Origin of the sequence: Streptomyces sp. NPDC032472, assembly GCF_040636955.1 — a bacterium.
Classification (GTDB): domain Bacteria; phylum Actinomycetota; class Actinomycetes; order Streptomycetales; family Streptomycetaceae; genus Streptomyces.
The window spans coordinates 1-18,674 of record NZ_JBEZVK010000043.1; the positions used below are offsets into that span (position 1 = coordinate 1).

General features: G+C 72.6%; 14 protein-coding genes. 4 read left to right on the forward strand and 10 right to left on the reverse strand.

All coding sequences use genetic code 11. The features are described from left to right. Positions 1-1,219, forward strand: a 1,219-nt coding sequence (locus AB0F11_RS25915) for an Ig-like domain-containing protein (RefSeq protein ID WP_362178227.1), incomplete at its 5' end; no start/stop codon positions are given. Between the two features lie 116 nt (positions 1,220-1,335). Here the strand turns inward: AB0F11_RS25915 and AB0F11_RS25920 are convergent. The 4 genes from AB0F11_RS25920 to AB0F11_RS25935 all read right to left on the reverse strand — a co-directional run bounded on the left by AB0F11_RS25920 (position 1,336) and on the right by AB0F11_RS25935 (position 6,390). Next, positions 1,336-2,214, reverse strand: coding sequence for a pirin family protein (locus AB0F11_RS25920; RefSeq protein ID WP_362178230.1), 879 nt, complete (start codon positions 2,212-2,214; stop codon positions 1,336-1,338). 118 nt (positions 2,215-2,332) lie between these two features. Further along, positions 2,333-2,992: a hypothetical protein gene (locus tag AB0F11_RS25925; protein WP_362178233.1), complete on the reverse strand. Its 660-nt coding sequence runs from the start codon at positions 2,990-2,992 to the stop codon at positions 2,333-2,335. Between the two features lie 178 nt (positions 2,993-3,170). Beyond that, entirely contained in the window at positions 3,171-5,189 is a 2,019-nt protein-coding gene (locus tag AB0F11_RS25930) for an RICIN domain-containing protein (RefSeq protein WP_362178236.1), read from the reverse strand. A 313-nt stretch (positions 5,190-5,502) separates the two neighbouring features. Then, entirely contained in the window at positions 5,503-6,390 is an 888-nt protein-coding gene (locus AB0F11_RS25935; protein ID WP_362178238.1) for an EamA family transporter, read from the reverse strand. Positions 6,391-6,409: 19 nt separating this feature from the next. Between AB0F11_RS25935 and AB0F11_RS25940 the strand changes: the two genes are divergently transcribed. Then, complete coding sequence (locus AB0F11_RS25940) at positions 6,410-6,952, forward strand: MarR family transcriptional regulator (protein ID WP_362178241.1); 543 nt, start codon at positions 6,410-6,412, stop codon at positions 6,950-6,952. Positions 6,953-6,961: 9 nt separating this feature from the next. Here the strand turns inward: AB0F11_RS25940 and AB0F11_RS25945 are convergent, their stop codons facing one another. Beyond that, entirely contained in the window at positions 6,962-8,857 is a 1,896-nt protein-coding gene (locus AB0F11_RS25945; RefSeq protein WP_362178244.1) for a galactose oxidase-like domain-containing protein, read from the reverse strand. Between the two features lie 225 nt (positions 8,858-9,082). Between AB0F11_RS25945 and AB0F11_RS25950 the strand changes: the two genes are divergently transcribed. Further along, on the forward strand, positions 9,083-9,742 hold the full coding sequence (locus AB0F11_RS25950) for a DUF4360 domain-containing protein (protein ID WP_362178247.1): 660 nt from the start codon (positions 9,083-9,085) through the stop codon (positions 9,740-9,742). Between the two features lie 17 nt (positions 9,743-9,759). On the opposite strand, the gene AB0F11_RS25955 is transcribed toward AB0F11_RS25950, so the two are convergent. Next, complete coding sequence (locus AB0F11_RS25955; RefSeq protein WP_362178250.1) at positions 9,760-10,734, reverse strand: AraC family transcriptional regulator; 975 nt, start codon at positions 10,732-10,734, stop codon at positions 9,760-9,762. A gap of 100 nt (positions 10,735-10,834) precedes the next feature. Between AB0F11_RS25955 and AB0F11_RS25960 the strand changes: the two genes are divergently transcribed. Next, positions 10,835-11,737 (forward strand): MBL fold metallo-hydrolase, encoded by a 903-nt coding sequence (locus tag AB0F11_RS25960; RefSeq protein WP_362178252.1) that lies wholly within the window; start codon positions 10,835-10,837, stop codon positions 11,735-11,737. Here the strand turns inward: AB0F11_RS25960 and AB0F11_RS25965 are convergent. The 4 genes from AB0F11_RS25965 to AB0F11_RS25980 form a co-directional block, all read right to left on the reverse strand. Next, on the reverse strand, positions 11,734-13,737 hold the full coding sequence (locus AB0F11_RS25965; RefSeq protein ID WP_362178255.1) for a helix-turn-helix domain-containing protein: 2,004 nt from the start codon (positions 13,735-13,737) through the stop codon (positions 11,734-11,736). The two genes, AB0F11_RS25960 and AB0F11_RS25965, sit on opposite strands and share 4 nt — an antisense overlap. 32 nt (positions 13,738-13,769) lie before the next feature. After that, positions 13,770-15,176 (reverse strand): MFS transporter, encoded by a 1,407-nt coding sequence (locus tag AB0F11_RS25970; RefSeq protein WP_362178257.1) that lies wholly within the window; start codon positions 15,174-15,176, stop codon positions 13,770-13,772. Between the two features lie 1,344 nt (positions 15,177-16,520). After that, a complete protein-coding gene (locus AB0F11_RS25975; protein ID WP_362178259.1) occupies positions 16,521-17,366 on the reverse strand; it encodes an IS5 family transposase in 846 nt (281 codons plus the stop codon). A 70-nt stretch (positions 17,367-17,436) separates the two neighbouring features. Next, complete coding sequence (locus AB0F11_RS25980) at positions 17,437-18,603, reverse strand: serine hydrolase domain-containing protein (RefSeq protein WP_362178262.1); 1,167 nt, start codon at positions 18,601-18,603, stop codon at positions 17,437-17,439. Between the last annotated feature and the right edge of the window lie 71 nt (positions 18,604-18,674).

The window sequence follows — 18,674 nt, forward strand, 5'->3', positions numbered from 1 at the left end:
CGCGGGCGGTGGCGGAGGCGCCGGCAACGGCGGACCTCTGCTGCGTGGCGGCAACGGCGGCGGGCTCCGGGGCGAGCCCGGCGGCCGGGGCGGTGGCCCCCTCGGCTCCGGCGTCGCCGGCGGCGGCGGAACCGAGGACGCCCACGGCGCCGGCAGCCCCAACTCCCTGCTCGGCGGCCCCGGCGTCGCCGGCAGCGACACCGACCCCGACACCGGCCTGCCCAACCCGGGCAGCGGCGGCCCGGGCGGCAACGGCGGCAACGGCGGCCGCGGCGGCAACGGCGGCGGCGGAGGAGGCGGCGGCGGCTGGTTCGGCGGAGCCGGCGGCTCCGGAGGCGGCAACCCCGGCAACCTGTACGGGGCGGGCGGCGGCGGGGGCAACAGCCACGCGGCTCCCGGCGCGACGGACGTCTTCCTGCTCCAGGGCGTCTACCGCGGCAACGGCAGGGCGGTCCTGTCCTTTCGGTACGGCGCGGCGCTGTCGCTCACCGCGGACACGGCCACCCCGCTGTTCGGCCACCCGGTCACCCTCACGGCGGCCGTCGCCCCGGCGAACCCGGTCGGCGGCACCCCGAGCGGAACCGTCACCTTCACGGACGGCACCGAGCAGCTGGCAACGGTGCCGCTGACGGACGGCCGGGCCACCTTCACCACCGGTGTGCTCCAGCCCGGCAGCCACCCGATCACGGCCACGTACGGCGGCGACCAGGCCTTCACGGCCTCAGTCACCGCCGAACCCGCCGAGGTCGCCGTGGGCTTCAGCGAACCGTGCCTCACCACGGCGCACCGCGGCCCGCTGACCGTCGCCGCCGGCCAAGCGCTGTGCATCGGCGCCGGCGGCAGCCAGAGCGGACCGCTCACGGTCCGTGCCGGCGGCTCCCTCGCCGTCCTCGGCGGCGCGGTCACCGGCCCCGTGTCCGCCGACGGGGCGCTGGCCGCCACCGTCTGCGGGGCACAGCTCACCGGCCCGGTCACGATCGGGCACACGAGCGGCCCCGTACGGATCGGCCCGGCCGACGCCGGGACGGGCTGCAAGGGCGCCACGGGATCGACGGCCACCACCGTGGAGGGGCCGCTCAGCCTGAACGGCAACACCGGCGTGGTCGACCTGTCGGCGACCACCGTCACCGGGCCGCTGCGCTGCGAGGGCAACGCACCGGCGCCGCAGTACGCGGGCACCACCGTGACCGGCCCCCGCTTCGGCCAGTGCCGCCCGTAGCCTTCCCCGGGGCAGGCGGCTGACCGATACCCCGCCGGGAGCCGGACGCCCACCCGGGCGGCCCGGCTCCCGGCACCGGCACGTAGGCACGCGGGGGAACTCGGATGCCGTGTGACTCAGATGTCGATGTGCCCCATCAGGCCGCGCTGGTAGTCCGTCTGCGCCTGGCGGATCTCGGCCGCGGTGTTCATGACGAACGGACCGCTGCGGGCCACCGGTTCGCCGATCGGCTCGCCCGCCAGGACCAGCACCTCGGCCGCCGCACCCGGCGCCGAGACGGCGAACTGCTCCCCGTCCCGCGCGAGGATGGCGAGGTGGCCGTCGGGAAGCTCCGCGTCAGGCGTGGCCGCGGTCCCGGACAGGACGTACAGCATGGCGTTGTGCCCGGCCGGGACGCTGAACCCGGTGCGTCCGCCGGCCCGCAGGCGGGCGTGGACGACGAGCACCGGGGTGTGCGTGTCGAAGGGGCCGCTCACCCCGTGCGTCGATCCGGCGATCACGGTCAGCTCGGCGCTGCCGTCCTCGGTGGTGACCGTCGGGATCTCGCCGGGCGCGGATCCGTACTGCACGCGCGGCGGCGTCGCCTTGAACCGGGCCGGCAGGTTCACCCAGATCTGCAGCAGGTGCTGCGGGCCGCCCTCGGCGAGCAGCCCGGGGGTCGGGCGGGCGAGGTGGACGAGGCCCGAGCCGGCCGTGAGCCACTGGACCTCGCCCGGGTTCATGACCCGCTTGTGCCCCTCGGAGTCGATGTCCTCCATGGCGCCGTCGATGACGTACTGGATCGTCTCGAAGCCCCGGTGGGGGTGCGGCGGCGCGCCCTTGGCCTCGCCCGGTCCGAGGACGTGCGGTCCGACCTGGTCGACCATCAGGAAGGGGTCGACCAGGGGGAGTTCGGGCTGCGGGAAGGGGCGGCGGACGGGGAAGCCCTCGCCCTCGTAGGTGTGGAAGGGGTGGACCACCCGAGCGGTGGATCGTACGGCGGCGGTGATGTCCATGCAGCGAATCAACGGCACCGCTCTTCGGGGTGTCAAAGCGCGGCCGTTTGGTTGTCAGGTCGCGGGACCGGCCCCAACCACGCGCACCCGTCGGGCCCCTCGGGTCGTGCCCGCCGGCTCAGCGCCTGCGGGCCCGGGCGCGGCGAAGCAGCAGGCCGACGGCGGCACCGGCCACGGCGATCACGGCGACGCCCGCGGTCGTCCACCACACCGTGCTGTCACCGCTGTCGGCGGCCGGGGAGGCGGCCGGAGCAGGGGACTGTACGGGGGTCTGGGCGGGGGTCTGCACGGGGGCCGCGACCGAGGGCACGGACGACGGGGCGGGGGAACCGCCCGGAGCGGGGGAGACCGGCGCGCCGCTCGGGGCGGTGCCGGGCGCGGGGTCCACGACCGGTACGGAGACCTCGCGCTCCGCGTGGCCGAGGGAGGGGAAGCCGACGTGGACGGTGACCTTCCAGGTGCCAGCCGGAAGGACCTCGGCGGTGCTCCAGCCGACGCGTGAGCCGGAGTCCCGTACCAGCTTCCAGGGCCCCAGCGCACGGGCGCCGTCGGGGCTGGTCGCGTCCACGGTGGCGGCGACCGCCTCCTCGATGGCGTCCCCGTCGTTCTCCCAGGTGATGTCGGTGGTGAGGTGTCCCTCGCGCTGCCCGGTGATCACGACCTTGACGGTGTCGCCGTGCGCGTGGGCCGCGGTCGGCACGGCCAGGGCCTGGGCGAGGACGAGGAACAGGACGCCGAGTCCGGTGCGGCGGACGGGGAAGGCGTGGCGAGTACGCATCGTTGTGGTGCTCCCTGTGCGGTGGGATGCGAGGCACTGCGCGCCGGGCGGCGACCCGGCGCAGTGCTGTGCAGTGCTGTGCTGTGTGGTGAAGGCGAGAAGGCGAGAAGGCGAAGGAGCCGGCGGACGGCCGCATAGGGGGACGGCCGTCCGCCGGCAGAAGGTCGGCAGGGGGAGGTCAGCCGACCTTCTGGACCGTCCAGACCTGGGTCGCGCGGCCGTCGGCGCGCTGCAGGTCCAGGAGCCAGTCGCCGTAGTACGGGCGGCTGCTCACGGTGAGGGCGTAGCCGCCGCTCGGGTCCGTCACGGTGGTGGTGCTGCCGCTGGTCTTCAGCTTCCACTGCTGGGTGGAGCCGCTGCCGCAGGGCTGCTGGGCGATCCACATGCCCGGAGCCGGGGCACCGCCCGTCTGCAGGCACTTCCCGGAGACGGCGGACTTGATCCGGACGAGGCCGCTGCCCGCGTCCTCGAACAGCCACTGCTGCTGGGCGTAGCCGTTGGCGCGCGCTCCGACGAGCACGGTGCCGTCGGCGCTGCGGCCGCCCCACAGCTCGGCCGACATGCCGGTGCTGCCGTTGCCGAGGGTGTAGCGGGCGTTGGGGGTGGTGGTACCGCTGCCCGCGCCCGCCGTCTTGAACACGGTGGTCTTGCCGGCGCCGGTGTCACGGCCCGCGGCGTCGCGCACCGAGACGGCGACCTTGTACTCGGTGCCGGGCTGCAGGTTGTAGATGCGCAGGGCCTGCGACTGGACCCACGTCAGGTGCTTGCCGTTCAGCAGGACCTGGTACCAGACGGCGCCGTCCACCTTGGGCCAGCTCACCACGACCGAGGTCGACTGGATCTGGCCGGCCGTCACGGTCGGGCCGCCGGTCGGCTGCTTGGTCGGCGTCGGGGTCGGGGTGGGCTTCTGGGTCGGCTTCGGGTTCGGACTCGGGTCCGTGGTGTTGCCGCCCTTGCCCTTCATCAGGAACTGGTTGTCCGCGATGTTCCAGTGCGTGGCCAGGTAGCTGCCCGGCTTGGGGCTGGTGTGGAAGTAGTCGTCGTGGTTGCAGTCCAGGATGTTCTCGGACGCCTGGTTGGTGCAGACGTTGCGCATCTGCGGGTAGTACGGGGTGTCCGAGTAGCACATGACGTCCCACTCGTCGGTGCAGTGCGCGCCGCGGCTGGTGTTGGGGGCGCTGTTGTTCACCGCGCCGAGGTTGTGGCCCAGTTCGTGCGCGGCGGTGTGGCCGCCCCAGCAGCCGGAGTCCGTACGGCCGTAGGACGGGCCGAAGTTGCTCAGGTTGTTCTGGCCGGGGCGCTCGTCGCCGGCAAAGGTGCCGATGCCGCAGTAGACCTGCGTGTCCGCGAAGATCATGTACTTGCGGTCGCGGCGGTCGAGGCCCTTGCCCGCCAGCGCGTTGTTGGTGGCGCTGAACTCGGAGAGTGCAGAGGCCGGGAGCTCGATGTTGAGCACGGTCGGCGTGCAGTCGGAGGCGGTGACGAACCGGATGTGCCGGACGCCGCCGGTCTCCTCGGCGCTCGTGGAGTAGATCAGGTCGGCGTCGGCCGCCCACTTGCGGAACGAGCCGAAGTACTCGGAGTAGCGGTCGCGGTCGGGGCCGTGGACGTACACGACCTGGACGCGGTTGCCGCTGCTGCCGTCACCGTCGCACTGGACGGTCTGCCCGGCGGGCCCTGCGGCCACGGCCTGGCTGCCGCTGCCCGCGGCCTGGGGGGCCGGAGCGGCGGAGGGGGCGGCCTTGGCGGAGCTCGCGTCGGCGGCGGGCGCGTCCTGAGGACGCCCGCTGCCCTCCGCGGCAGCCGCTTCGCCGGCCTCGGGGCGGGCCGGATCGGCCGCCACGGCCTTGGTCTTGACGACCGGGGCGACGTCGGCCTTGATGTCGACGTCCTTCGGCGGGGCGTCGGGGCCGTGGCTGCACAGCCCGGCCTCCGTGCGGTAGACGCCCACGCACTTGTCGCCCTTGGGGGCGGCCTTGAGGCCGTCGTAGACCATGCCGCGCGCCGCGTCGTTGGCAGGCTCGCTCGCGATGGGCGCGGGCTCGGCGTCACGGGCCGGTGCCGCGGCCGGCGTGGCCTCCGCGGCCGCGTCGGCCTGGACGGTGGTCCCCGCCTGGGCGTTGTCGCCCAGTCCGGAGTAGGCGATGCCCCCGGCTATCACCGCCGCCGATGCCATGGCGGCGGTGACGAGTATCAAGCGACGCGGTTTGCGCCGGTGTTCACGCTTCCTTCGACGGTGACCCGTCATGCGCACCTCAAATCCTTGGTCGGAGGAGTGGGTGCGCAGAAGGCTGCCAGACGGGCGAGGTGGAGAATTCGGACAAACGGGAATGGGCGTCAAGATATCTGACTGTTACCTCGACATCTGATTTGATGAACAGTCAATTCCCTTTGAAGAAAGGCCAGTTACGCGCGTAGGGGCGCAAAGGTCCAGGCCTTTCCGGTGATCTCGTTATCAAATCGAGATAAGGGCGGAAGGCTTGTTGACGGTAATTCAGTCAGGGATTCACCTAATTACTACCAGCCGAATTGTTCCTGTTACGAGCTGTGAGGAATCCTTCGCTCCGCCCCAGGAAGATGCCCGTCAGCGTCAGCGCCACACCGCAGAGCTGCTGCCCGGTGAGCGTCTCCCCGGCGATCGCGGTGCCCAGGAGTACGCCCGTGACCGGATTCAGCAGGCCCAGCAGGCCGACGGTCGCGGCGGGCAGGCGGCGCAGTCCCGCGAACCAGGCGGCGAAGGCCAACGCCGTGGCGACGACGGCGACATAGGCGAATCCGAGCAGCGCCGGAGCGTCCACCGCGGGCGGTGCCCCCTCGATCAGAACGGCGAACGGGAGCAGTAGCAGGCCCCCGCCCAGCAGCTGCCACGCGGTCGACGCGAGGACGTCGACCCCCGCGCTCCACCGCTTCGCCAGTACGTAGCCGAGCGAGGACATCGCCATGGCGCACACCGAGGCCAGGGCGCCCACCGCATCGACCGGCACCGCTGCGGTCAGCAGCATCAGGCTCACCCCGGCCACGCCCACCGCGGCCCCGGCCAGCTGTCGCGCGCCCGGCCGCTCGCCGATCAGCGCCCAGGCGATCAGCATCATCACCAGCGGCGCCGTGGCCATCACGGTCGAGGCCGCACTGGTCGGCAGTCGCTGCGCGGCGACGTACACCAGGGCGAAGAAGCCGCCCATGTTGAGGAGGCCCAGCAGGAGCGACTTCCACCACCAGGACCCGCTCGGCAGCCGCCGCGCGACGGCCAGCAGCAGGAGCGCTGCGGGCAGGGCGCGCAGCGCGGCCCCGTACAGCGGATGGCCGGCGGGCAGGAACGCGCGGGTGACGTAGTAGTTGGTGCCCCAGGCAACCGGCGCCGCCGCCGTCACCAGCGACCACCGAAAATTAGCTTCCATGGAAGGTATGATACCTTCCATGGAAGCTATACTGGTTTCCGTGAAGCAGCCACCGCCCAACCCCGACCACGTCGCGCGCATCCAGGCCGAATGGGCACGCGAACGACCCGACCTCGACGTCGGCCCCCAGGGGGTGATCGGACGGCTGCACCGCCTCGGCCTGCTCCTGACCGACCGCCTCGCCCTGGTCTACCGCCGGTACGGGCTGAGCGAGGGGGAGTTCGACGTCCTCGCGGCGCTGCGCCGCGCAGGCGAACCCTTCGAGCGGGCGCCCGGCGAACTGGCCGTGCACACGATGGTCACCACGGGCGCGATGACCAAGCGGATCGACCGCCTCGAACGCGACGGCCTGGTCGCGCGCCGCCGGTCCGCGGCGGACGGCCGCGGCCGTGTCGTCGCCCTCACCCCGGCCGGCCTTGAGCTGATCGACCGCGCGTTCACCGAGCACATGGAGAACGAGCGCACCCTGCTGGAGGACGGCCTGTCCGCGCAGGAGGCCGCGCAGCTGGAGGCGCTCCTCACCGCCTGGCTCGCCCGGGTGGAGCCGCCGCCCTCCGCCTGAGGGGCGCCGTCACCTCCGGCCGAGCTTGACCCACTGCGCGGTGCTCGGGACTCCCTTTGCGTCCAGCAGGAACAGCATGTAGTAGCCGGGCGGGGCGTCGGCCGCGCTCGGCGGTGTCCGCAGCCCCAGCGTGGTTCCCTCCACCTTGGTGATCGCCAGCTCCAGGTGCCGCTGGCTGGTGTTCACCGCGTGCGTGACGGTGGTCGGCGCCAGCAGCACCGCCCTCGCCACCGAGGCCGCGGTCGAGCTCACCGCCTCGAACTCCGCGCCGTACCCGAGCTCGCCCGCCGTGACCCGGTCCAGGGCGGGCCGGCCGGAGCCCCGGTGCAGGTACGCGGGCTCGTACAGCTCGATGCTCCCGTCCATGCCGTCCCGGATGTCGGGGTCGTTGGCGATCTGCTGGAGCTCGTCGCCGGTGACCAGCACCCGCCCGTCCGGCAGGACCAGGGCGTTGGAGTGGTAGCCGCGCGGCAGCCGCTGCGCGGGCCCGAGGTGCCAGCGGCCCTGCGCGTCGCGCAGCTCGATCTGCCGGTACTTCAGGTCGGCCCGCGGATTGAACGGCCCGTACCCGTAGTCCCGCGTGTCCAGGGCACCGTTGACCGTCATGAGCGTGCCGTCCGGCAGGATCAGCGTGTCGTCCTGCGTGCGCCCGAACGCCCGTGGCTCCTCGGTGGTCCAGCGGCCGCCCGCCAGCCGGTAGGTGTTCGGGTCCTTCGGGTCCCCGCCCAGGACGAGTACGGAGTCGGGACCGCGCAGGCCGGCCGGCAGCGGCACCGCCGAGCCGTAGCCGCGGAAGTCGGCCGGCCGCCGGGGCAGGTCGGTCCGGGTCTCCTTCACCGGGTCGAACCGCCACTGCTGGTCGGCGTCCCGGCCCAGGCCGTAGACCAGGCCGTCGCGCAGCGAGAACAGGTGCGGGTAGTCGTTGCGGAAGGGCGCGTCGGAGCGCAGCCGCTCCGCCGCCAGCCCGACCGGGATGTCGTACGGGCGCCACGGCACGGGATGGCGCAGTGCGGGGAAGCGCTCCACCACCGGGGTCGGGGTGCCCGTACCGCGCTCGGACTGGCCGGACATGATGATCTGACGGCCGTCGGCGCCCGTGACCACCGACGGGTACCAGCGGCCCACCGACATGTCCCGGTTGCGGAACCAGGTCTCGGTCCACGGGTCGAAGACGAACGACAGCTTCGCGCCGCTGCCGCCCTTGCCGCCGGTGTTGCCGCCGAACACCCCGACCATGCCGTTGGGCAGGTAGGCGTGGCCGGCGCAGAAGAACGGTGCCGGGCGCGGGGCGAAGGTGCCGTCCGGCATCAGGACGGTCGGCGGCTCCACCTTCTTGAACGCCCGCGCCCCGGTGCCGCGGGCCGGGTCCCACAGGTAGGCGCGGCCGGCGTTGGTCCGGCCGATCCGGTCGGTGGGGCCGGTCTCCTTGGTGGGGTTGACCTCCACCCGCTCGAAGGAGAAGAGCAGCACCTTGCCGGTGGGCAGCAGGGCGGTGTGCACGCCGAAGTCGGGGGAGGGGAAGAACTCGGTGAACCGGCCGGAGGTCGCCGCCCCGAAGGCGGCGTTGGCCTCCTGCTGGGACTCCGTCAGCGCGGCCAGGCTCGCCGTGCGCTTGGCCTGCGGGTACTCCTCGGCGCCGGCGGCCGCCTGCTGCCGCTGGGCGTGGGCCCGGGCGTGCTCCGCGCCGATGACCGCGGCCTCGGCGGCGTCCGGCTCGACCGGGGCCGCCGCAGCCGTGCCGGGTCCGCCCGACGGGTCGTGCACGGTCGCGGATGCGGGGGGAGGTGCGCCTGTTGCCGAGGTGGCTGAGGTGGCCGAAGCGGCCGAAGCGGCCGAAGTGGCCAGGGCGGCCAGGGCGGCAGCGGCGCAGAGTACGGCGTGCCGCCGTGCGAACCGACCGGCCATGAGCGTCCTCCCTCACTCGAGGCTCAAGGCCGCACAGCCTAGGCGAATCGGACAAAAACCCTGGAAAGGCTCGGCGGGGATGCCGGATCGGCTGCGCAGTGGGGCCGTTCGGGCGAGGGATTCGGCCCGCTGAAACGTTTCTGCGGTGAACCGGGCCGTCCGACCGGGTGAGCCCGCGTACCCGTCGGCGATCGGCAGCCGCGCCCCGCGGCTATCCATGGCCTCGTGACCAAGCCACTTCGCACCGCACTGACCGCCGTCGCCGTCGCCGGAAGCCTCCTGGCGCTCTCGCCCTCGGCCGGAGCAGCCGCGCCCACGGCGCCCCCCGCCGGCAAGGTGACCGTCGACGTCGCCACGGTCAACGGCTCGGGCTGCCGGCCCGGGACCGCCGCCGTCGCCGTCTCCCCGGACAACTCCGCCTTCACCGTCACCTACAGCGACTACCTGGCCCAGGCAGGTCCGGGCATTCCCGTGACCGAGGGCCGCAAGAACTGCCTCCTCTCCCTCATCGTCAACGTCCCGCAGGGCTTCACGTACGCGGTGTCGAAGGTCGACTACCGCGGCTACGGCAGCCTCGCGGACGGCGCGCTCGGCACCCAGAAGGCCAGCTACTACTTCCAGGGCATGAGCCAGACCGCCTCCCGATCCCACCAGTTCCACGGCGCCCTCCAGGACAACTGGCAGGTCACCGACACCACCGGCATCCAGGCCCTCGTCTTCGCCCCCTGTGGCGAGAAGCGCAACTTCAACATCAACACCGAACTGCGCGCGGAGATCGGCACCTCCGACAGCAGCGAGACCAGCTACATGGCCGTCGACTCCACGGACGGCAGCATCAACACCGTCTACCACTTCCAGTGGAAGGAGTGCCCGGTTCGCCGCTGAGGCCGCCGGCTCCCGCCTCAGGCAAGCCCCGCCACCCGGGCCCGGTAGCGGCCCGGGGTGGTCCCGAACTCCCGGTTGAACGCGTGCGAGAAGGCGTACGGAGTGCCGTACCCGACCCGCCGCGCGATCGCGGCCAGGGGGTCCGGGGTGTCGCGGAGCAAGGTGGCGGCGTACGTCAGCCGCCACCACGCGAGGTACGCCATCGGCGGGCGCCCGACCAGCGCGGTGAACCGGCGTGCCAGCGTGGCCCGGGACACGCCCGCCTCCGCCGCCAGGCGCTCGTTGGTCCACGCCGCGGCCGGATCGGCGTGCAGCACCCGCAGCGCGGCGGCCGCGACCGGGTCGCCCAGCGCCGCGGACCAGGCCCCGGCCGCGTCCTCGGCCATCCAGGAGCGGACCATGTAGACGAGGAGCAGGTCGAGCAGGCTCGGGACGGCCATCGCCGCACCCGGCCGCGCGGCGCCCAGCTCGCCGCCCAGCAGGTCGATCGCGGACCGCAGTTCGGGATGGCGGCCGATGCGGTTCGGCAGGTGGACCACCGGCGGCAGCTCCCGCATCAGGGGGTGGACGCGGCTGCGGTCGAGCCGGTACTTGCCGCAGAGCAACTCCACCCCGCCCGGCTCGTCGCCGCCCGGGTCCGCCCCGCCGGAATCCACCCCGCCCGGCTTCGCCCCGCCCGGCGCTCCCGCCCCCGCGGACACACCGGAGGGCCGCGCCTCGAACGGCACCGCCCGCGCCACCGCCGCCGCGTCGACGGGGGAGTCGGCCATCACGTGCCCCGTACCGTGCGGCAGCAGCACCGCGTCTCCCGCCCCCAGGGCCACCGGCGGGCCGCCCTCCGGCAGCATCCAGCAACTGCCTTCCAGCACCACGTGGAACCCGGCCCCGTCGTACGGCGCGAAGCGCGTGCACCAGCTCCCGCGGACCCGGACCCGCTGCGAGGACGGCTGTCCCACCCGTACCGCCGCGATCGCATCGCTCACCACATCCACCCGTCCAGCCTATCCCCGGCGTCAGACGTGAGGCGCTCGCGTATCCGTTTGAGCTGTAAGGGCATTGAGAGCCTCAGCGGCGCCTCCTAGCGTGGACGGCGTGACCCACGAGAACAAGCAGAGCATCGTGCTGGGCGACGTCGAGATCATCAAGGTCGTCGAGTGGCAGGGCCCGTTCGTGCCCGCCCCCGACCTCGTACCGCAGGCCGATCCGCAGCTGTGGCGGGACAACCGGGACTGGCTGGCGCCGGACCACTGGGAGCCGGAAGGCGACCTGGCCGTCCTCGCCCTCCAGAGCTGGGTGATCCGCAGCGCCGGGCTGACCGTCCTCGTCGACACCGGCGTGGGCAGCGGGCGCGAACGGCCCGGGACGCCCGGGTTCCACCACCGGCAGGGCGACTTCCTCGCCGACCTCGCCCGGGCCGGTGTCCGCCCCGAGGAGGTCGACCTCGTCGTCAACACCCACATCCACGGCGACCACGTCGGCTGGAACACCGTGGCCGCGGACGGCGCGTGGGTGCCCGCCTTCCCCAACGCCCGGTACCTCATCCCCGCCGCGGACGACGCCCACTTCGGCCCGGACGGCTCGTACGGCAAGGGCCTGCGCGAGGACGACAGGCTGATCTACGAGGACAGCATCGCCCCCGTCCACCGCGCCGGACAGGCCGAACTGTGGGACGGCGCCCACCGCATCGACGCCCACCTCACCCTCGAATCCGCCCCCGGGCACACCCCCGGCTCCGCCGTCCTGCGCCTCGCCTCCGGCGGCGAACGGGCGGTCTTCGTCGGTGACATGCTGCACAGCCCCGTACAAATCCTCGCCCCCTCCTGCAACAGCTGCTTCTGCATGGACCCCGTCCAGGCCGCCGCCAGCCGCCGCCGGGTCCTCGAACGGGCCGCCGACGAGCGGGAGCTGGTGGTCCCCGCCCACTTCGGCGGCACCGGTGCGGTGGAAGTACGGCGCAACGGCAGCACGTTCGCCCTCGGGGAGTGGGCCGCCTAGTGCTGTGACCGGAAGGGTTCACCGGGTCGGGCGGCCGGGCCCGCCCGCAGGATCCGCAGTGCGAGCTGGACCTCCAGGGCGCCCGCGGGCGTGTTCCAGTCCGCGCCCAGGATCTGCCCGATCCGGTCCAGGCGCTGTACGACCGTGTTGACGTGCACGTGGAGGGCATCCTTGGTCCGGGCCAGGCTCGCCCCCTCGGCGAAGTACGCCTCCAGGGTGCGCACCAGCTCCGTCCCGCGCCGCGCGTCGTACTCCAGGACCGGCCCGAGCACCCGGTCGACGTACGCGCCCACGTCCGCGCGGTCGCCGAGCAGCACCCCGAGGAAGCCCAGGTCGGGCAGGCCGGCGCCATGCCCGGTGTGGCCGAGGGCGTGCAGGGCCTCCAGGCAGCGCAGCGCCTCCGCGTGGACGCCGGGCAGTTCCTCGGGCCCCGCGGCCGGGCCGGCGGAGCCCGCGGTGACCGGCGCGCCCAGGGCCTGCCCGAGGTCGGCGGCCAGGGCGCGGGCGAGGGCGCCCGGGCTGTCGGCCGGGGCGAGGAGGACCACCCGCCCCTGGAACAGCCCCGCCAGGCCGTCGCGGGCGCGGGCGTGCCGGGCCGCCTCGGCCGCCAGCCGGGACCGCAGGGCGGCGTCGCAGTGCAGTACGACCAGGACGTGCGGGCGGCCGAGGTCGACGCCGAGCTTGCGGGCCCGCAGCGTCTGGCTCCCGGTGTCGCGGACCCGGCCGGGTACCGGGGCGGCCAGCAGGTCGCCCAGCAGCTCGCCGCGGACCCGGTCCTCGGCGTGGGCGATGGACCGGCGCAGCAGGAGCAGCAGCGCCGTCACCAGCCCGGCCCGCTCGAACAGCCGCCGCTCGCTCTCGGACAGGTCGGCGCGCCCGCCGAGGGTGAGGCTGCCGAGCAGCTCCGGCCCCGCCAGGACCGCGCACACCCACACGCCGTCGACCGCCACGGCTCGACCGCCGGCACGCGAAGCGGCCAGCGCCTCGGCGGGCGCAGTGCCCGGCGGACCGGCTGGGACCGCAGCCCCCGCCGGCTCGGCGGTCCCGTCGGACTGTGCGGTTCCGGGGACGACCCGGGCGAGTTCGGCCCCGTCGGCGTCGTGCACGACGAGAGCACCGCCCAGCAGGACGGCCACCTCCCGCGCGACGTCCCCGACGTCCCCGCCCCGCAGGACGAGCCGCGTGAGGCGGTCGTGGGTTTCGGCCGCGAGCCGCAGCGCCTCGCTCCGGGCCCGCGCCGTCTCGTTCGCGACCCCCAGCTCGACGAGCGCGGCCCGCGTCTCCTCCAGCAGCCGGGCGCTGTCGATGGCCACGGCCGCGTGGTCGGCGAGGGAGGACAGCAGCGCCACAGCGTCCGGAGCGAAATCCCGCACCGCCCGGTCGGCCGCGTACAGCACCCCGATCACGCGGGTGCCGACCCGCAGCGGCACCCCGAGGATGCCCCGCAACCCCTCCTCCTGCACCCCCTGGTCGATGGCCGGGGTGTGCCGGAAGCGGCCGTCGGTGCGGTAGTCGGCGCTCGCGTACGGGCGAGCCGTCTGCGCCACGAGCCCGCCGAGCCCTTCCCCCATCCCGAGCCGCAGCTGCTGGAAGGCCGCGGACACGGAGCCGTCGGTGACCCGCATGAACGTGTCCCCCGCGGCGGGGTCGTTGAGGGTCAGGTACGCGACGTCCGTGCCCAGCAGCATGCGCGCCCGGTGGACGATGGCCCGCAGCACCGCGTCGAGGTCGCGCAGGGCCGCCAGGTCGCCGGCCGTGTCGAACAGGGCGGTCAGCTCGGCCTCGCGCCGCCGGTGCTGGTCCAGGGTCCGCCGGATGTCCAGCGCGACCTGGGCGGCCTCCTCCACCAGCGCCTGCTCGGCGGGCCCGGCGCCGGCCGCCCGCACCTGCTGTGCGAGCCCGGTGAACCGCTCGACCGGCGCACCCTGGTGCAGCAGGCCGAGCAGTTCCCGCAGGGCGGTCGCCGCCGGGCCGGGTGCGGGGTCCTTCGCGGAGGTCATGGCGGCATTCTCCCGTGGCCGACCGGGACGGCTCAGGCCGGGTCCGCGGTGGTCGGGCCGGTCCGCCCGTACGCGGCCGGATCCGCGGCGGCGCCCGCAGCCGTACGGGACCCCGCCTGCGCCACGGCCAGATCGCGGCCCCGCGTCTCGCGGGCCACGGCCACGGTGACGGTGGTGACCACGGCCGCCGCGCACAGGTAGAGGGAGACGGGCACGGACGAGCCGTAGTCCTTCAGGAGCTCGACGGCGATGATCGGCGCGAGGGCGCCCGCGGCGATGGAGGCGAGCTGGGAACCCAGCGAGGCACCGGAATAGCGGACCTCGGTGTCGAACATCTCGGAGATGAACGCGGCCTGCGGACCGTACATGGCCCCGTGCAGCAGCAGACCAGCGGTGACGGCGGCGGTGATGACGGCGAACGACCCGGAGTCGACGAGCGCGAAGAACGCGAACGCCCACACGGCCATTCCGGCCGAGCCGATCAGCGTCACCGGACGCCTGCCGATCCGGTCCGAGAGCGCACCCCAGGCCGGGATGGCGGCGAAGTGCACGGCCGAGCCGATCAGGACGGCGTTCAGCGCGGTGCTCTTGGGCAGCCCGAGGTGGCTGGTGACGTACACGAGGAGGAAGGAGGTCAGCACGTAGTACGAGATGTTCTCGCCGAACCGGGTGCCGATGGCGGTCAGCACCTGCCGCGGGCTGCGGCGCAGCACCTCGACGACCGGGGCCCTGCGCCCGGCGCCGCGCGCCGCGTCCGCCTCGGCCCTGGCCTGCGCCGCGAGGAAGACGGGGGACTCGGAGACGGACAGGCGGATCCACAGGCCGACGATCACGAGCACGCCGGAGAGCAGGAAGGGCACGCGCCAGCCCCAGGCGAGGAACTCGGCGTCCGCCTGCACGGCGGCGAGCAGCGCGAGCACGCCGGTGGCCAGCAGGTTCCCGCCGGGCGCGCCGGACTGCGGCCAGGACGCCCAGAACCCGCGGTGCCGGTCCCCGCCGTGCTCGGAGACGATCAGCACCGCGCCGCCCCACTCCCCGCCGAGCGCGAAGCCCTGCACCAGCCGCAGCACGGTCAGCAGCACCGGCGCGCCGACGCCGATGCTCGCGTACGTGGGCAGCAGCCCCATCGCGAACGTCGCCCCGCCCATCAGCAGCAGGCTGAGCACGAGCAGCTTCTTGCGCCCGACCCTGTCCCCGAAGTGCCCGAACACCACCCCGCCCAGCGGCCGCGCCAGGAACCCGATCGCGTACGTGATGAAGGCGATCAGAGTGCCCGTCAGCGGATCGGAGGTGGGGAAGAACAGCTTGTTGAACACCAGCGCGGCAGCGCTGCCGTAGAGGAAGAAGTCGTACCACTCGACGGTGGTCCCGATGAGACTGGCGGCGACGATCCTGCGTATGCCTGACGGGCTCGTTCTGCTCGCTGCGGGGGAGACCATGTGCACCACTTCCAGGGGTCTGCGGGGACGTCGGGTGTGGCCACAACGTAGAAGTCCGCTGGTCAACGGCATATGTGGCGGGTCGTCACAATCGGGCGGCATGTTGTGTGCCCTACCACCACATGGCGGCCGATGACTCATTCTCATCCCCGGAGGCACCCCTTCCGGACAACGCCGGATTTGCAGAATTCCGCCCGTTATGGCGGGGCGGTGCTGACTCCCGTGCTGGTTTGGTGCTGACCCAGAACCCCACGTCAGCACCCCTCATCACCCCGCCCGTGCTGGTTTGGTGCTGGTTACGCAGAGTTGATGACGACCCGTTTACGGTCGCGGGGCACCAAACCGGAACGCGCAGGAGCGGCGGGCCGCTCGGGCCGGGGGAGTCGGTCAGGAGTTTGAGCCCGCTCCTGCCATCAGGTTCATTGTCTGCTGGTGGTACAGCGGTGATGTCCGAGCTGACCAGTGAGAACGGGGGGCGCACGCGGCTTGTTGCACGGGTGATGGTTCGTAAATGGTCCAGATCCTGGCGCGCGCGACGCCTGGAGTGTCGGCCGGGGCGCGGGACTTCCTACGGGCGGCTGGGTGTGGAAACGGCCTACCGCGCCGCGCTAGGGCGGGTTAGGGCCTGTACGGCCAGACCGGTGACCGAGGTCAGTGGGGCAGCGCGGTCGGAGCCCCGCTCGGGGGAACTTCTCTGGGCACGCCGCCAACCCGGTCGGCCTGTCCCTGGCCCTGACGCTCCGCTGGCATGCCCCTTGTGGTGTGTCGGGCGCAGGCCGACTGCCGCTGGCTACGGGGGGCTCACCTCGCAGGTGTGAACATCTAGCGCTGAAGTCAGGGCTTCGACTTGGTGTCGATGACCCATCATGTCGAGTGCGTCGCGATCCTTGAGCCCATTGGAAAGGGCCTCTGACCTGCGGACTAGGGCAGTGTGCATGATGTGCGCTGTGTGCGTTGTGGGCGATATCGTGACGCTCGTGACGCTCGTGACGCTCGTGACGCTCGTGACGCTCGTGACGCTCGTGACGCTCGTGACGCTCGTGACGCTCGTGACGCTCGTGACGCACGTCTGACGCACGCCGTCAGCGATGCCTGACAAGTCGCCAGGCGATGAGTGGGTCCCCTCGCAGCAGAGTGTGATCTTGCTGCGGGAGGGGCCCTTCCTGGTAGAGGTCGGCCGAGCCGGTCGGTGTCAGACCCGCGATCTACCTTTCGCTCCGAACACGTTCCGTGACATTTTTCGGGGGTCCGCCGATTAGGTCGTGTCCGATGGGTCAGGATTCTCCGAGCGTTCGCTCGCCTCACCGGCGGACCGTGTTCGAGTAAGACCGACCGGCAAATGGATCATTTGAGGCGCCGGGTGGTGGGGCGGCCGTCCCAGCGGTAGCGGCTCGTTGCTCGGCGGATGAGCATGCGGAGCGTGACGAGAGCGGCGGCGAGGTGGAGGTAGAAGTCCACGGCCTCGCCGTTCCTCTCGGTGCAGCGCCTGAGCTTGCCGTAGTCGTTCATCCACGAGTGCGTGCGCTCGACCACCCAGCGCTTGCCTGCCTGGAGCGGGGCCGGCACTCCCTTGCGGGCGATCTCGGCCGTGAACCCCAACTCTGCTATCAACGCACGGGACTTGGCGCTGTCGTAGCCGCGGTCGAGGTTGACGTTGACAGAGTCCGGCAGCGGGCCGACCTGCTCCTTGGCAGCTTCCAGGGTGGGTCCGAGCAGGGGTGAGTCGTGCCGGTTGGCTCTTTCGGAGACGATCCCGAGCGGGACACCGCAGCCGTCGGAGGCGACCGAGCGTTTCAGTCCCTGCTTGCCCCGGTCGACAGGGGAGCGCCCCGCCTTGTCGCCGCCGGACGGGGCCTTGGTGATACAGCCGTCCACCGAGATCTCGCCCAGTCCGAGGCCGATCATCCGGTCGTACGCCTCAAGCGCCAAGGCGTGCACCTTCTCGGATATCCCCAGCCCGGCCCACTCCTTGACGCGGCGTCGGATCGTCCGGTCGGAGCATCCGGCTGTGGAGATGCGTTCGTAGCCGGAGCCGTGGACCAGTGCGAGCACGATGTGCTCGAACACCGTCCGGTCGGCGATCCGACGGCGGTGACAGCCCAGCGGGTGGTCCGATACGAACTCTCCCCGGGCAGGCAAGATGGCACTGCGGGCACGGCCGTCCTTCGTAATCACTGAGTGCACGGTCATCGCGTCCCGCTTCCTGGCGGGTCCTGCGCCGCGCACGATGCGACGTCATCCGCGGCGACATGACGCCGCCTCAGTCGCACAGGGCTGCCATCTGCGCCTTCCCCAGTCCCTCGCTTTGCGGGACGGGCCGCTCATCCTTCAGGTCCGCGCCGAGGTCGTAGACATTGCCGGCGAGGACCAGCTGTCGCTCACCGTCGGCGGTGGTGAGGGACACGCTGGTGAAGCCGGGTCCGGCGCCGTCGGTCTCCCAGGCGCTGATCCGCTTGGTGTCCGGCTCCGAGCCGCACGGCACGTCCATGCGCTGCACGCCGAGTCCGTACGCCGGCGTTTTGGGGAACTGCACCGTCGTCAGGAGTTCGCGCTGCTGGGCGGGGCGCAGCAGCTTGCCGGTGAACAGGGCCCGGTGGAAACGGGCCAGGTCGTCGACCGTGGAGATCATGGCGCCGGCGGTCCAGTCATACGACGGGCTGAACCGGGTCACATCGCGTCCCGCGAGGTCGTAACCGTGCAGATGAGGGCCGTGAATGGCCGGGTCGGTCACCGGGAAGGAGGTGTCCTTCAGGCCGAGCGGGGCGAGAATCCGCCGCTGAATTTCGGAGGGCGCGCTGTGACGTGTGACTGCCTCGATCACCAGACCGGCGAGTAGGTAGTTGGTATTGGAGTACGACCAGCCGCCGCCGGGCGCGAAGAGCGGCTTGTGCCGGACGGCGCGGGCGATCACCTCCCGAGGGGTGTAAACGTGGCCCCATTCTTGGCGCTCCAGGTAGGGGGCGAAGAACTCCGGCTCCTCGGTGGGGTCGTATATGCCCGAGGTGTGGTTGAGCAGTTGCCGGATGGTGATGTCCTTGCCAGCGTTGCCGTTTCCCTGGACCACGCCGGGCAGCCACTTCTCCACGCTGTCGTCGAGCGAGAGCCGTCCTTCGCCCTCCAGCTGCAGCAGCACCGTCGACACGAATGACTTGGTGTTACTGGCGATCCGGAACCGCTGGTCCGGCCGTGCTCGCTCGCTGCTCGCCGTGTCCGCGAGCCCGGCCGCCATCCGTGACTCCCGCTCTCCGTTCCTGGCATACGCCACGACACCCGGGAATCCGTCCGCGACCGTCTGCTCGATGGCCTCCTTGAGGCCGGCGGGCGGCGGGGCCGACGCCCGCTCCGCCGCGGCCGCCGGGAATATCCCTGATACCGCCACCGCGCAAATCCCCGCCAACAGTGCTGCGGACCCCGCACGTGCCTTCACCGATTGCTCCTGTTTCTGTTGCCTGTGCCGTTCCTGCCCCAGCGTGCCGGGCCGCCGCACTGGTCGCCCAT